Source organism: Bacteroides sp. CACC 737 (assembly GCF_013874375.1).
Lineage (GTDB): Bacteria > Bacteroidota > Bacteroidia > Bacteroidales > Bacteroidaceae > Bacteroides > Bacteroides uniformis.
In genome coordinates this window covers 1,711,856-1,727,410 of sequence record NZ_CP059408.1, presented here as the reverse complement: position 1 = coordinate 1,727,410, position 15,555 = coordinate 1,711,856, and the positions used below count along the sequence as shown (strand labels likewise).

Annotated in this window: 10 protein-coding genes and 1 pseudogene; 8 read left to right on the top strand and 3 right to left on the bottom strand. The window is 40.8% G+C overall.

Annotation, left to right across the window (positions count from 1 at the left end):
* Positions 1-79: 79 nt before the first annotated feature.
* The 5 genes from H1A11_RS07485 (at position 80) to H1A11_RS07465 (ending at position 5,606) form a co-directional block, all read left to right on the top strand.
* Positions 80-1,063 (top strand): VWA domain-containing protein, encoded by a 984-nt coding sequence (locus H1A11_RS07485; RefSeq protein WP_005827750.1) that lies wholly within the window; start codon positions 80-82, stop codon positions 1,061-1,063.
* A gap of 79 nt (positions 1,064-1,142) precedes the next feature.
* Positions 1,143-2,171, top strand: a complete 1,029-nt coding sequence (locus H1A11_RS07480) for a VWA domain-containing protein (protein ID WP_117600865.1) — start codon at positions 1,143-1,145, stop codon at positions 2,169-2,171.
* Entirely contained in the window at positions 2,168-2,881 is a 714-nt protein-coding gene (locus H1A11_RS07475) for a tetratricopeptide repeat protein (protein ID WP_117600864.1), read from the top strand. Before H1A11_RS07480 ends, H1A11_RS07475 begins: the two co-directional genes overlap by 4 nt.
* Before the next feature lie 21 nt (positions 2,882-2,902).
* Positions 2,903-4,750 carry a BatD family protein gene (locus tag H1A11_RS07470; protein ID WP_117600863.1) on the top strand — a complete coding sequence of 616 codons (1,848 nt, stop codon included), beginning with the start codon at positions 2,903-2,905 and terminating at the stop codon, positions 4,748-4,750.
* A 10-nt stretch (positions 4,751-4,760) separates the two neighbouring features.
* A complete protein-coding gene (locus tag H1A11_RS07465) occupies positions 4,761-5,606 on the top strand; it encodes a tetratricopeptide repeat protein (RefSeq protein ID WP_181757964.1) in 846 nt (281 codons plus the stop codon).
* A gap of 142 nt (positions 5,607-5,748) precedes the next feature.
* Here H1A11_RS07465 and H1A11_RS07460 read toward each other — a convergent pair.
* Positions 5,749-6,911 (bottom strand): annotated as a pseudogene (locus H1A11_RS07460) (IS4 family transposase).
* A gap of 269 nt (positions 6,912-7,180) precedes the next feature.
* Between H1A11_RS07460 and H1A11_RS07450 the strand changes: the two are divergent.
* Together H1A11_RS07450 and H1A11_RS07445 are read left to right on the top strand one after the other, a co-directional pair.
* The gene (locus H1A11_RS07450; protein WP_085929906.1) at positions 7,181-7,456 is read left to right on the top strand and encodes a DNA-binding protein; all 276 of its coding nucleotides are present in this window, start codon (positions 7,181-7,183) and stop codon (positions 7,454-7,456) included.
* A 79-nt stretch (positions 7,457-7,535) separates the two neighbouring features.
* The gene (locus tag H1A11_RS07445; protein ID WP_181757963.1) at positions 7,536-8,669 is read left to right on the top strand and encodes a universal stress protein; all 1,134 of its coding nucleotides are present in this window, start codon (positions 7,536-7,538) and stop codon (positions 8,667-8,669) included.
* 186 nt (positions 8,670-8,855) lie between these two features.
* Here H1A11_RS07445 and H1A11_RS07440 read toward each other — a convergent pair whose 3' ends face one another.
* Both H1A11_RS07440 and gyrA read right to left on the bottom strand, forming a co-directional pair.
* Positions 8,856-10,097, bottom strand: coding sequence for a M48 family metallopeptidase (locus H1A11_RS07440; RefSeq protein ID WP_181757962.1), 1,242 nt, complete (start codon positions 10,095-10,097; stop codon positions 8,856-8,858).
* Between the two features lie 30 nt (positions 10,098-10,127).
* Positions 10,128-12,656: a DNA gyrase subunit A gene (gyrA, locus tag H1A11_RS07435; RefSeq protein ID WP_117964560.1), complete on the bottom strand. Its 2,529-nt coding sequence runs from the start codon at positions 12,654-12,656 to the stop codon at positions 10,128-10,130.
* 301 nt (positions 12,657-12,957) lie between these two features.
* Here gyrA and H1A11_RS07430 point away from each other — a divergent pair, with 301 nt between their 5' ends.
* Positions 12,958-15,486 carry an ATP-dependent Clp protease ATP-binding subunit gene (locus tag H1A11_RS07430; protein ID WP_138345458.1) on the top strand — a complete coding sequence of 843 codons (2,529 nt, stop codon included), beginning with the start codon at positions 12,958-12,960 and terminating at the stop codon, positions 15,484-15,486.
* Positions 15,487-15,555 lie beyond the last annotated feature (69 nt).

Genomic DNA, 15,555 nt, shown 5'->3' with positions numbered 1-15,555 from the left:
TCAATCGGATATACATGAGTGAAAAATGAGGGATGTTTGGAGCGAAGCTGAATTGTAAATCGTTAAATCGTACATAAATATGGTTTTTGCCAATATTGAATATTTATTTTTGCTGCTGTTGCTTATACCTTATATAGTATGGTATATTATGAAGCGGAAGAATAGTGAAGCTACGCTTCAGATTTCGGATGCCCGTGTGTATGCCCATACCCCTAAAAGCTATAAGAACTACTTGCTGCATGTACCGTTTGTATTGCGGATAATTGCCTTGATACTGATTATTCTTGTTTTGGCACGTCCGCAAACCACCGATAGCTGGCAGAACAGTGAGATTGAGGGTATTGATATCATGCTTGCCATGGACGTTTCTACCAGTATGCTGGCCGAAGACCTGAAACCTAACCGGTTGGAAGCGGCGAAGGATGTAGCGGCAGAGTTTATTAACGGACGTCCGAATGATAATATAGGTATAACTTTGTTTGCTGGAGAAAGCTTTACGCAATGTCCATTGACAGTAGACCATGCCGTATTGTTGAACTTGCTTAAAGATATGAAGTGCGGGCTGATTGAAGACGGAACGGCAATCGGTATGGGGATTGCCAATGCCGTTACCCGTTTGAAGGATAGCAAGGCAAAGTCGAAAGTCATTATTCTGCTGACGGACGGTGTCAATAATAAAGGTGATATTTCTCCTTTGACAGCTGCTGAAATAGCCAAGAGCTTTGGCATTCGCGTTTATACTATTGGGGTAGGAACCAATGGTATGGCTCCTTATCCTTATCCGGTAGGTGGAACAGTGCAATATGTCAATATGCCCGTCGAAATTGATGAAAAGACTTTGACACAGATTGCTGGAACAACGGAAGGTAACTATTTCCGTGCCACCAGCAACTCGAAGTTGAAGGAAGTGTATGAGGAGATAGACAAGCTGGAGAAAACAAAATTGAATGTAAAAGAATACAGCAAGCGCCAGGAAGAGTACCGCTGGTTTGCGTTGGCTGCTTTCTTGTGCGTATTACTGGAGGTACTGTTACGCAACTCTATATTGAAGAAGATACCGTAAAAAGGAGAATGTCTTTTAGTGTATCAGTCATTGCGTAGCCAAATTGTAAATTGTAAATTGCTAAATTGTAAATAAAAAGATGTTTCGATTTGAAGAACCTGCATATTTGTACTTGTTGCTGTTGCTGCCTTTATTGGCGGCCTTCTACTTGTACTCCAATTATCGGAGGAGGAAAGCCATTCGTAAGTTTGGTGACCCTATACTGATGGCACAGCTAATGCCGGATGTTTCCAAATACCGTCCGGATGTGAAGTTTTGGTTGGTTTTTGCGGCTATCGGGTTGTTCACGGTACTGTTGGCACGTCCGCAGTTTGGTTCCAAACTGGAGACGGTAAAACGTCAGGGAGTGGAAGTGATGATTGCGTTGGATATATCCAATTCCATGCTGGCACAAGACGTACAGCCAAGCCGCTTGCAGAAGGCAAAACGGCTGGTGGCACAGTTGGTAGATAAGATGCAGAATGACAAGGTCGGTATGATTGTTTTTGCGGGTGACGCATTTACCCAGTTGCCTATTACGAGTGATTATATTTCCGCCAAGATGTTTTTGGAGTCCATCGACCCTTCGCTGATTTCCAAGCAGGGTACGGCAATTGGAGCTGCAATAAATCTGGCTGCCCGGAGTTTTACACCTCAAGAAGGGGTGGGACGTACTGTTATTGTCATCACCGACGGTGAAAACCATGAAGGTGGTGCCGTAGAAGCTGCTAAGGTTGCTGCAGAGAAAGGTATCCAGGTCAATGTATTAGGGGTAGGTATGCCCGAGGGTGCCCCCATTCCAATAGAGGGTACTAATGATTATCGTCGTGACCGTGAAGGTAATGTAATCGTTACTCGCTTGAATGAGCAGATGTGTCAGGAAATTGCTCAGGCGGGAAATGGTATTTATGTGCGCGTAGACAATACCAATGGTGCACAGAAAGCGATTAGTCAGGAAATCAATAAGATGGCAAAGGCAGATGTGGAAACACAGGTGTACACGGAATTCAATGAACAGTTTCAGGCAGTGGCATGGATTATTCTGCTGTTGTTACTGGCTGAGATGTTGATATTGGAGCGCAAGAATCCTCTGTTCCGCAACATTCATTTATTCTCTAATAAGAAATGATGCGTATGTTACAGAAAAAATATATTGGAATAGTTTTGCTGCTGTTAGTGGCAGCTTCAGCTTCTGCACAGAAGGCGGAACGCGATTATATCCGTAAGGGAAACCGTTTTTTTAAGGATAGCGTATATGTGGATGCAGAAGTGAACTATCGGAAGGCTTTGGAGGTAAACCCGAAGTCAACGGTTTCCATGTTCAACTTGGGAAATACATTGACCCAGCAGAACAAGCTGCAGGAAGCGATGGAGCAATATGTGGGAGCTACCAAGATAGAAAAGGACAAATCGAACTTGGCACAGATTTATCATAATATGGGAGTCATCTTTCATTCTCAGAAGGATTATGCAAAGGCGGTAGAAGCCTATAAGGAGTCGTTACGCAATAATCCGAAAGATGATGAAACGCGCTATAACCTTGCTTTGGCACAGAAACAGTTGCAAGACCAGCAGCAGAACCAGGATCAGAATCAAGATCAGGATAAACAGGACCAACAGAAGGAGCAGGATAAACAGCAGGATCAGCAGAAAGACCAGCAACAGAATCAAGACCAGCAACAACAACAACCTTCTCAGCCGGAAAAGAAAGATAATGAGATGTCTAAGGAAAATGCCGAACAGCTGTTGAACTCTGTCATGCAAGACGAGAAGGATGTGCAGGATAAAGTGAAAAAGCAGCAGGTACTTCAAGGAGGTCGTCTGGAAAAAGATTGGTAACAAACATAATAGGAATAATATATGAGAAAAATAGTTTTCTTATGGATAGCACTGATTGCAGCCAGTATGAATGCCTTTGCCGATGGCAAGGTATCGTTTACTGCGTCTGCTCCTGACGCTGTGGCGGTAGGAGACCAGTTCAGACTGTCGTATACGGTGACTACACAAAAGGTAAGGGATTTTCGTGCTCCTTCTATGAAGGGATTTGATGTGTTGATGGGGCCCAGCCGCTCGCAACAGAGTAGCGTGCAGATGATTAATGGGCAGACGACTTCAACCAGCAGTATTACATTCACTTATATTTTAATGGCGACTGCAGAAGGTGATTTTACCATTCCAGGAGCCACTATCACTGCTGATGGTAACCAAATGGTTTCTAATTCTGTACGAGTAAGGGTTCTTCCGGCAGATCAGGCTACCAATGGAGCATCCTCAGGAAATGGTGGCGGACAGAGCAGTGGCACTGCCAGCCGCGCTTCTTCCGGGACATCTGTATCGAATAGTGATTTGTTTATTACAGCTACTGCCAGTAAGACGACGGTGTATGAACAAGAAGCATTCCTATTGACATATAAGATATATACCTTGGTGGACTTGCGTATGTTTGACAATGTGAAGTTGCCCGACTTCAAAGGATTCCATTCTCAGGAAGTGGAACTTCCTAATGACAGAAGATGGGGATTGGAGCATTATAAAGGTAGAAATTATCAGTCTACAATCTATCGTCAGTTTGTGTTGTTCCCACAACAAGCCGGTAAGTTGACGATTGATGCTGCACGCTTTGACGCTTCCATTGCAAAGGCTACACAAGTTGCTGATCCGTTCGAGGCATTTTTCAATGGAGGAAGCAATTACGTAGAAGTTAAAAAGACAATTTTGACTCCGCAATTGACGATTGACGTAAAACCCTTGCCAGTAGGTAAGCCAGCTGATTTTTCTGGAGGAGTGGGAGAGTTCAATATAACTTCTTCTATCAATAGTACAAATGTCAAGACCAATGATGCCGTTACTGTCAAACTTGTCATCTCTGGTACCGGCAATCTGAAGTTGCTTTCTAATCCGGAAGTCAAATTCCCCGAGGATTTTGAGGTATATGATCCGAAGGTGGACAATAAATTCCGTCTGACAAATTCGGGCCTCTCCGGTAGTAAGGTCATTGAGTATCTGGCAATTCCCCGTAATGCGGGAACTTATAAGATTCCTGCCGTAAAGTTCAGTTATTTTGATATTAATTCCCGTTCGTATAAAACGCTGACTACGGAAGAGTATGAATTGCATGTGGAAAAGGGAGCAGGTAATGCAGCTCAGACCATTGCAAACTTTACAAGCAAGGAAGACTTGAAAGTATTAAACGAGGATATTCGTTTTATCAAGCAGAATAATGTCACTTTGTCTCCCAAAGGTGATTTCTTCTTCGGTTCGTTGACGTATTGGTTGCTTTATTTGATACCGGGTATTGCATTCATTACATTCTTTATCATCTATCGTAAGCAAATAGCAGCCAATGCAAATGTAGCAAAGATGCGTACTAAGAAAGCCAATAAAGTGGCGGTGAAACGTATGAAACAAGCTGGTAAATTATTGGCCGAGAATAAGAAAGACGCATTTTATGATGAGGTTTTGAAGGCTCTTTGGGGGTATATCAGTGATAAACTGAACATTCCGGTATCCCGTTTGTCTAAGGATAATATCGAAGAGGAACTTCGTAATTATGGTGTGAATGATGCGTTGATAAAGGAATTCCTCGATGCATTGAACAACTGTGAGTTTGCCCGCTTTGCTCCGGGTGATGATAACCAGGCTATGGATAAGGTATATTCAGCTTCTTTGGAAGTTATCAGCAAAATGGAAAACTCGATAAAACATTAATCAGGAGGAAATGGTAATGAATAGAATATTGTTTTTTACTCTTAGTCTAGTGATGGCAATTACTGCCTATGGGCAGAATCCTGCATCTGTAGATACATTACAGACTGGTAGTGACTCTACATCCGTCGGTTCACATGCGGAATTCTCTGCTGCAAGACAAGAAAGCAATGTGACAAAGGCTGAAGGTGACAGCGCCTATATACGGAATGATTATGCTTCTGCCATTCAAATATATGAGAATCTGTTAAAGAAGGGAGAGGCTGCAGAGGTCTATTATAATCTTGGCAACAGTTATTATAAGGCAGATGATATAGCAAAAGCTATATTGAATTATGAGCGTGCCTTGTTGTTGGAACCTGGTAATGCTGATATTCGTGCAAATTTGGAAATAGCACGTTCTAAGACAATCGATAAGGTAATCCCAGTTCCTGAGGTTTTCTTTGTATCTTGGACTAAATCGTTGATTAATTGTCTTAGCGTAGATGCATGGGCTAAGTTGGGGATTGTGTTCTTTGTACTATTACTCGTTTCATTCTATCTCTTTTTCTTTTCAAAACAGATTATGGGGAAGAAAGTGGGATTTATTGCAGGAATAGTATTCCTGGCTCTTGTTATATTGAGTAATGTGTTTGCTGCTCAGCAGAAAGGCGAACTGATGGAACGTAGTGAAGCTATAGTGTTAGCACCTAGTGTCACAGTGCGTAGTACTCCCAGTGAAAGTGGTACAAGTCTGTTCATTCTTCATGAGGGACGTAAAGTTGAAATGAAAGACAACTCTATGCGTGAATGGAAAGAAATTCGTTTGGAAGACGGTAAAGTAGGGTGGGTTCCAGCTTCCGCCATAGAAGGTATTTAAATTTTCCCTATATTCTAAAAACAGCTCGTATAAGCCCGATAATTCTGCTTTATACGAGCTGTTTCTGTATGTTTTTAGGAGCTTTTTCTTCGTATTTATAATTCTGTATACTTCATTAGTGTCCCATTAAAATTGGGACGAATTAAAAATTAAACAAACTTGGCCCATTTGGTCCGAATCGTTCTTTGTCATTTTGAAATTTAGTTTTATTAAAGAGGTCTCTCAGATAAGTCTTATCAGTCAATGAGATGCTCAGTATTTGTAACACTTCATATGTACTTCTGTCCAGTTGCATATCGTGTTGAATGATTGCCACCAAACAGTAAGCGCATATAGCAGCATATATCTGTATTCGAACAGCATTCTCTGTAGTTCCCCAAAATCTTTTGATTTTAAGGTGCTGCTTGAGCCATTTGAAAAACAGCTCTACCTGCCAGCGATTTTTATAAAGTTCAGCAACTTGAAGCGCAGATATATGCATCGCATTGGTTATGAATATAAATTCTCGTTCTTGTTCTTCATCCCAATATTTAACCAGCCTAAGTGGCTCTGGTAATATTGTTTAGGATAGAATCCTGTCAGAAGTACACTCGCGTCTGAAAGCACATTCTTAGGCAGCCTACGTTTCCATTGGATGGATTTGTACCCGAGATTCTTTTTTGCTCTGACAACAAAGTAGGCTTCAATTTGATGAATTTTATACAGCATTTTGAAGTTGCTATAACCGCGGTCAAAGATGTAATAAGAGCTTGGTTCATAAGGAATTTCAATCATGACTTTAGAATCGTGTACGGATGCTTCCGTGATATGAAAGAATGCAGGAATCTGTGTTTCCACATCATATAATGTATGCACTTTAGTACCACCTTTCTTTTTGCGGAATTTTGCCCACCAAAAGACTGAAAGGCACAGGTCAATAGTTGTCGAATCGAAAGCATAAACGTTACCGCCAAGTTTGAAAATATGATTAGCACACTTTTGTCGTGCTTCGCTAACTAGGTAGTAAACATATTCTTCAAAGATGTGATAGTCTCTATCTTGATTTGCTCTTGCCAGCGATGACTTTGATACATTTTTACCCATTCCTAAATGATAACATTTGGAATGATGAGCTTCAAGAGCAACTATCAAATCTCGCAGACTTTCACGATTAGAAAGTTGGCCAAATATCAAAGCAAGTAGTTGATTCCAGCAGGTGAAGTGCTTCACATATTTATCGCCATCATACTTGGTGACTATGCGGTTAAACTTACTTCGATTCAGAAATGAAGCCAATTGAGCGAAAACGTATTTGTCTTGGAACATATGCCATCGGATTAATCTGATGCAAAGCTACAAATTCAAGTCCGTTCGCTCGGAGAATAGCTGTAACTAACTAAATTTCAAATATTTCAAAGAACTCTTTTAGATTTTAATGGGACAGTAATGTGTATACTTAAAAAATGATTATTTTTTGGAGAGGCAATATTCTTTTTGAAAAAAGATAAAGAAATAGTTTGTTTTATCCTTTTTTTTCCTTAAGTTTATAGCGTGATAATAAAAAATACAGAGTATTAACCATTAAATTTATGAATATGAGAACAATAACATTTAATGAATTACGTAAGATTAAAGACTCATTGCCTAGTGGTAGTATGCATAGAATAGCCGATGAACTTGGACTGAATGTTGACACTGTAAGAAATTTTTTCGGTGGACACAATTTTAAGGAGGGGAAAAGTGTTGGGATTCACTTGGAACCTGGACCAGATGGTGGATTGGTTATGATTGATGATACTACTGTTTTAGAGCGAGCTTTAAAAATTTTAGATGAAATGGCAGGTAAGACTGAAGAAGCTGTTCGAGCTTAAGAAGAGAAAGTTAGAAGAATCCCAATTGCTGACAACAATTGGGATTTCTTATTTGTTTTAATCTCAAAATCAATGATATATGGAAGATAAATTAGTTACTTTGGCAATCTTAACGTACGCGAAAGCTCAAATATTGAAGAATGTTCTTGAAAATGAAGGTATTGAGACTTATATCCACAATGTAAACCAGATACAACCAGTTGTTTCTTCTGGTGTACGTGTGCGTATTAAGGAGAGTGACTTACCCCATGCTCTGAAAATTACTGAAAGTTCTGCATGGTTATCTGAAGAGGTAGTGGGGGGGAAGTCACCTAAACTGGAGAAGATTAGTAATAAAGTGCTAATTCCAGTGGATTTTTCCAATTATTCTTTGAAGACTTGCGAGTTCGGTTTCAATTTCGCTCAGAATATAGGTGCAGAAGTTGTTTTGCTACATGTTTATTTTACTCCTATATATGCAACTTCTTTGCCATACGGAGATGTATTTAACTATCAGCTAAGTGATGAGGAGAATGTAAGGAGTATCTTACAAAAAGTTCATGCTGATTTGAATGAATTATCTGATAAAGTAAAAGAGAAGGTAGCTTCCGGCGAGTTTCCAGATATTAAATATACTTGTGTTTTGCGTGAAGGTATTCCTGAAGAAGAGGTACTCCGCTATACCAAGGAATATCGGCCACGCATTATCATAATGGGAACTCGTGGTAGAAATCAGAAGGATATTGATTTGATTGGCAGTGTAACAGCTGAAGTGATTGAACGTAGCCGTGTACCGGTATTGGCCATTCCTGAAAATACTCCATTCAAGCAATTTTCTGAGGCTAAGCGTATTGCATTTATTACTAATTTTGATCAACGTGATTTAATAGCTTTTGATTCGCTAATAAATAATCTGAAATCATTTAAGTTTTCAGTGTCTCTGATACATCTTTCTGATGTTCAGAATACATGGAATGAAATAAAACTGGCTGGTATTAAGGAATATTTTCAAAAACAATATCCACAATTGGAAATACACTATGATGTGGTAAAGAATGATAATCTGCTTAGTAGTTTAGACAGTTATATCAAGAGTAATCATATTGATATTATGACATTAACTTCTTATAAAAGAAATATATTTTCGCGCTTATTTAATCCTGGTATTGCCAGAAAGATGATTTTCCATTCTGATACACCATTGTTGGTAATTTACGGAAGACCGAATACGTAGGTGTTGAATTGGATATATATGGTTTGATCAATATCAGGATTATGTTTAATATAATGCCGGGATGATTTAATCTAATTTTAGTTCTTCTTCTCTCTCACTTAAGAAATAATATTCTTTACTTTCTTTCAGAATAATAAAAGCCTAATTAAATTATTAATTAGGCTTTTATTATTCTGAAAGAAAGTATTACATCAACTTTTCAATTTCTTCGAATTCAGGGCCCATCTGCAAATTATAATACACTCTATATAGACCATTTAACCATAAATCTTTTTGATCAGGTTTCAGTTCTCTTGCCTTTTCATAATAAGGTTTTGCCTTTTCATAGAAAGTCTTCAGAGTAGCTTGGTCTTCTTTATACTTAGGATCATTAATATCTGTAGTTGCTTTTTCTGAGAAATCTTGTGCTTGTAAGCAGTAAATTAAACCTAAATTAGAGTATGCTTCTGCATAATTAGGATCTACTTCTATAGTTTTCTTATAGAATTCAATAGCTTTATCATAGTCCTTCATATTGTGATAAAGGTAGCCTTTTACATACAAATAGAATGTATTGTTAGGATCTTTAGCCAACATATCATCAGCAAACTGCATAGCCTCGTCATATTTGTTGTTATTGCTATAATAATCAATCAAATGACCGAAGAAGAATGAATGTTCAGGATATTTCTGGATACCTTCTTTCAAAGAAGCAATCCATTTAACAGTATCACCTTCGGCTTTCAATGCAGTAGAGATAAATTCCATAGCGTATTTCCCAACTTCTTTATCGTCTTGTGCATAAGGAGCATACTTCAAAATACTAGGATAATCTTCCATCTTAGCAGCTGCTAAACTTGCATAATATGCTATTTGAGGTAATACAGTATCTGTTTGTAACAGATTTTCCTTTTCAAACATCGGGTTGATAGCAATATCAATGTAGGTTGCAAAGAAATTCAACGCTTTTTTATTGTCTTCCTTGGCTGCATCGCCTTCTTTTTGTGAGGCCAAATTAAAGAATTGGATGCCGCCATTGATCAGATTACCGCGTTCTGCTAAAATTGTAGCAGAATTAGATTTTCTATATTTATTCTTGATTTTGCCCTTTTCATTGGGAATTTGTGCTAATTCGTCACATTTGAAGTAGAATTTACACATGTTTAATGCACTATTATATACCTGAAGAGTGTCATAAGGTTTTCTCAGATAGGCATTTTCCATTTCTTTCTCACTTCTTTTTCTTTGGATAAGACCTGCTACATCCCACGTTTCGGCATTGTCCTTTGTTTCGGGATTAGTTAAAGCTTGATTTATCAGTTCCTCTGCTTTGGCAAAGTCAGGATTTACTCCGTTAGCAATACTTTTAGCCTCTTTTACGTTCTTTTCTTGGGCGAAAGTAAAACTTGCGGCAAGTAGTAAAACCATTGAAAATAATACTCTTTTCATGATTGTAGAAAATTTAAATTAATATTATGTCTATTCTTCATTTTCACTGTTTACCTCGTTCTGAGGGCTTTCAAGGGTATTTTCTTCCCCCTCCTCTATAAGTTCCTCTTCATTTTCTGAAGTGACTTTACATACAGAGCCAATTTCGTCATTACGTTTCTCAAGGTTGATTAGGCGTACACCTTGTGTAGCACGTCCCATGATACGAACATCGGCAACTTTCAGACGGATGGTAATACCGGATTTATTAATAATCATCAAGTCATTTTCATCTGTAACAGACTTGATCGTTACTAATTTACCCGTTTTATCGGTGATATTCATTGTTTTCACACCTTTACCTCCACGATTGGTTTTGCGATAATCTTCAATATCCGAACGTTTGCCATATCCTTGTTCCGATACAACCATAATTGTTTCCGCCTCAGGATCTTTGATGCATATCATACCTACTACTTCGTCTTGACCGTCCTCATCCAATGTCATGCCACGTACACCGGTGGCAGTACGTCCCATAACACGCACAGCACTTTCATGGAAACGAATGGCACGTCCGTTACGGTTGGCAATGATGATTTCATTGTCGCCGTTTGTCATACGCACTTCGATTACACGGTCGTCTTCACGGATAGTGATAGCATTTACACCATTTTGGCGAGGGCGTGAATACTGCTCAAGCAATGTTTTCTTAATGACACCATTTTTGGTACAGAACAATACATAATGGCTGTTGATAAACTCTTGGTCGTTCAGGTTCTTCACGCGCAAATAGGCGTTTACAGCATCGTCAGAGTCGATATTCAACAAATTCTGGATGGCGCGACCTTTCGAATTCTTAGTACCTTCAGGGATTTCGTATACCTTCAGCCAGTAACATTTACCTTTCTGTGTAAAGAACATCATGGTATTATGCATGGTTGCAGGATAAATATGCTCTACAAAGTCTGCATCGCGGGTTTCGGTACCTTTGGAGCCTACCCCACCACGGTTTTGCGCACGGAATTCGCTCAGCGGTGTACGCTTGATGTATCCCATGTGTGAGATGGTGATAATCATTTCATCATCTGCATAGAAGTCTTCCGGATTGAATTCTTCTGATGAGTAGACGATTTCTGAGCGACGTTCGTCACCATACTTCTCTTTTACTTCAATCAGTTCATCTTTAATGACTTTGCGGCAGAGTTCGTCATTGACAAGAATCTCTTCCAAATAAGCAATCTGCTTCTGAATTTCCTCATATTCGGCGTGCAGTTGGTCTTGCATCAGGCCTGTGAGCTGGCGCAAACGCATTTCAACAATAGCACGTGACTGAATTTCACTGAGTTGGAATCGCTCCATCAAACCAGATATCGCATCATTCGGTGTTTTAGCAGCACGGATAATCTTAATTACTTCGTCGATATTATCAGATGCAATGATTAATCCTTCCAGAATATGTGCACGTTCTTTGGCCTTGCGCAAATCGTACTGAGTACGGCGGATGACTACGTCGTGTCTGTGCTCAACGAAGTATTTTATCAAATCTTTTAGATTCAACAGACGTGGACGGCCATGTACCAATGCAACATTGTTCACACCAAAAGATGTCTGCAGCATTGTCATCTTGTAGAGCTTGTTGAGTACAACGCTGGCATTTGCATCACGTTTTACATCAATAACGATACGCATACCTTCACGGTCGGATTCGTCATTAGCATTGGCAATACCTTCAATTTTCTTTTCGTTGGCCAAATCGGCTATATTCTTAATCAATTCAGCTTTGTTGACGCCATAAGGAATTTCTGTCACAACGATTTTATCGTGCGTCGAACCAGTCTCAATTTCGGCTCTAGCACGCATTATGACACGTCCGCGTCCTGTGAGATAGGCTTCGCGAACACCGTTCATACCGTATATATAGCCTCCGGTCGGGAAGTCGGGAGCTTTAACATACGTCATCAACTCTTCTATATCGATGTCATTATTTTCGATGTATGCAATACAAGCGTCAATAACCTCAGATAGATTATGAGTCGGCATATTGGTAGCCATACCTACAGCAATACCAGATGCACCATTTACCAAAAGATTTGGAATACGGGCCGGCATGACGGTAGGCTCTTGCAGAGAGTCATCGAAATTGTTCTGCATGTCAACAGTCTCTTTTTCAAGGTCTGTCATCATGTCTTCACCAATTTTTCGCAAACGACACTCGGTATAACGCATGGCAGCAGCGCTGTCACCGTCTACTGAACCGTAGTTACCTTGTCCGTCTACCAACATGTAACGCATTGCCCAAGGCTGAGCCATACGTACAAGAGCTCCGTAAACGGACGAGTCGCCATGAGGGTGATATTTACCTAATACTTCACCTACAACTCTGGCTGATTTTTTATAAGGTTTGTCGGAGGTATTTCCCAATCCCATCATTCCGAAAAGAATTCTTCGGTGAACGGGTTTAAAACCATCTCTAACATCCGGAAGGGCACGTGAGACAATGACCGACATAGAGTAGTCAATGTACGATGACTTCATTTCCTCCTCGATGTTAATCTTTATAATTCTGTCTTGTTCAAGCATTTAAAAAGATTATTAATTATACATTTTCGGGTTCGTGAAAAACCACGCTAAAGTACTGCTTTTTTACGATATACAAAAGTTTTCCTCCATAAACTTTGTTGCCTGCGGCATAAATATAGAAGTACTCCCTCCTTTCCTCCCCAAGTTGCCATTAATATATAAGGTATAAAATGGAAAAACAGATTTGAAATTTGTGGCACGGGATTTGTATACTATTAAATCAGTTAAATATGATACGTTGAATTAATAAATGCGTATCTTTGTCGTGGATAACCTTTTTAATTGAGGAGAATTATAAAATATGAACAATCAATTTTCACAAAGAGTTTCAGACATAATTACTTATAGCAAGGAAGAAGCCAATCGATTGAGAAATCGTTATATTGGTCCGGAACACCTTCTGCTCGGCATGTTGCGTGATGGCGGAGGAAAAGCTATTGAAATATTGTTGAAACTTGATATAGATTTAAAACGAGTAAAAAGTCGCCTGGAGGGTTTCCTGAAAGATGCCGAGGACGATACTCTCTTGCCGGACGCTGAAGTGCCCTTGTCCCCGATGACGGCTAAGATATTGAAGATGTGTATGCTTGAAGCGCGTTTGCTGAAAAGTGCAACTGCCGATACGGAACATGTATTGCTGGCTATCTTGAAAGACGGAGACAATCTTGCTGCAACTGTTTTGGAAGAACACCGGGTGGATTATCAGGCTGTATTTGAACAGCTTTCGATGAAATCGACCAATCCGAATGCGGGAATGGGATTCGCTGAGGATGATGAAGAGGATGAAGAAGACATGAGTATGTCTCGCTCCTCCCGTACTGGAGGGGCTGGTTCGGCTTCGGCTGCACAGACTGCATCTAGAAAGCCGTCCAATGATACCCCCGTGCTGGACAATTTCGGCGTAGACATGACCCGGGCTGCCGAAGAAGGCAAGCTGGACCCGGTTGTGGGTCGCGAACGCGAGATTGAACGTCTGGCGCAAATCTTGAGCCGCCGCAAGAAGAACAATCCGGTGCTTATCGGTGAACCAGGAGTCGGAAAATCTGCCATTGTAGAGGGTTTGGCATTGCGTATTGTGCAAAAGAAAGTTTCGCGCATTTTGTTTGAAAAGCGCGTGGTGATGCTTGATATGGCCTCTGTGGTGGCGGGAACAAAATATCGTGGTCAGTTTGAGGAACGTATCCGCTCTATTATCAACGAGTTGCAGAAAAATCCGAATGTCATCCTTTTCATCGATGAAATCCATACGATTGTAGGTGCCGGTGCTGCTGCCGGTTCCATGGATGCTGCCAATATGCTGAAACCGGCTTTAGCGCGTGGTGAAATCCAGTGTATTGGAGCTACCACTCTCGATGAATACAGAAAGAATATTGAGAAAGACGGTGCTTTGGAACGTCGTTTCCAAAAGGTGATTGTAGAGCCTACCACAGCTGAAGAAACGCTTCAGATATTGAAGAATATCAAGGAGAAGTATGAAGACCATCATAACGTGAGCTACACGGATGAAGCCTTGGAAGCATGTGTCAAGTTGTCAGCACGCTATATAACCGACCGCAACTTCCCGGATAAAGCTATTGATGCTTTGGACGAGGCGGGGTCGCGTGTGCATTTGACGAATATTAATGTTCCGAAAGAAATTGAGGAGCAGGAAAAGCTGATTGAAGAGGCACGTGGCTTGAAGGCTGAAGCTGTAAAATCACAGAATTTTGAGCTGGCTGCTAGCTACCGTGACCGTGAGAAGGAACTTTCTGTCCGCTTGGAGGAGATGAAGGTCGAGTGGGAAGCCCGTTTGAAGGATGACCGCCAAACGGTAGGCGAAGAGGAAATAGCCAATGTTATTTCGATGATGTCCGGTGTACCCGTACAGCGCATGGCGCAGGCAGAAGGACTTAAACTGGCCGGAATGAAGGAAGAACTACAGGCGAAGGTGATAGCTCAAGATGCTGCGATAGAGAAACTTACCAAAGCAATCTTGCGTAGCCGTGTAGGGTTGAAAGACCCGAACCATCCCATCGGAACCTTTATGTTCCTTGGCCCTACTGGTGTGGGTAAGACGCATTTGGCAAAGCAATTGGCAAAATATATGTTTGGCTCTGCCGATGCCTTGATACGTATCGATATGAGCGAGTATATGGAGAAATACACCGTATCTCGTATGATTGGTGCCGCTCCGGGATATGTGGGCTATGAGGAAGGCGGCCAGTTGACCGAAAAGGTTCGTCGCAAGCCGTATTCCATTGTCTTGCTGGATGAGATTGAGAAAGCTCATCCGGATGTGTTCAACATCTTGCTTCAGGTACTGGATGAAGGTCGTTTGACTGACAATTATGGCAGAACCATTGATTTCAAGAATACGGTTATCATTATGACCTCCAATATCGGTACGCGACAGTTGAAGGAATTTGGCCGTGGCGTAGGTTTTACGGCGCAAAACCGCACGGATGGCAATGAACATTCGCGCAGCGTGATACAAAAGGCTCTGAACAAGACCTTTGCTCCCGAATTCTTGAATCGTTTGGATGAAATCATTACTTTCGACCAGCTCTCCTTGGAGGCCATCACAAAGATTGTGGACATTGAGCTGAAAGGCTTGTACGAACGGGTTGAAGCAATTGGTTACAAGCTGGTTGTGGAGGATGATGCAAAGACATTCCTTGCTTCGAAAGGGTACGATGTACAGTTTGGTGCGCGTCCATTGAAGCGTGCTATTCAGAACCACTTGGAGGATGGACTTTCTGAGCTGATAGTGGCGGCGGAGTTACAGCCGGGTGATACGGTAAACGTATCAGTAGACAAAGAAAAAGACGAGTTGAGCATCAAGAAGGCATAAGCTGTTCTTTATAAAAACCGTCAAAATGTCAGTCCTTATGGGCTGGCATTTTTTTTGTGCTATATCTGC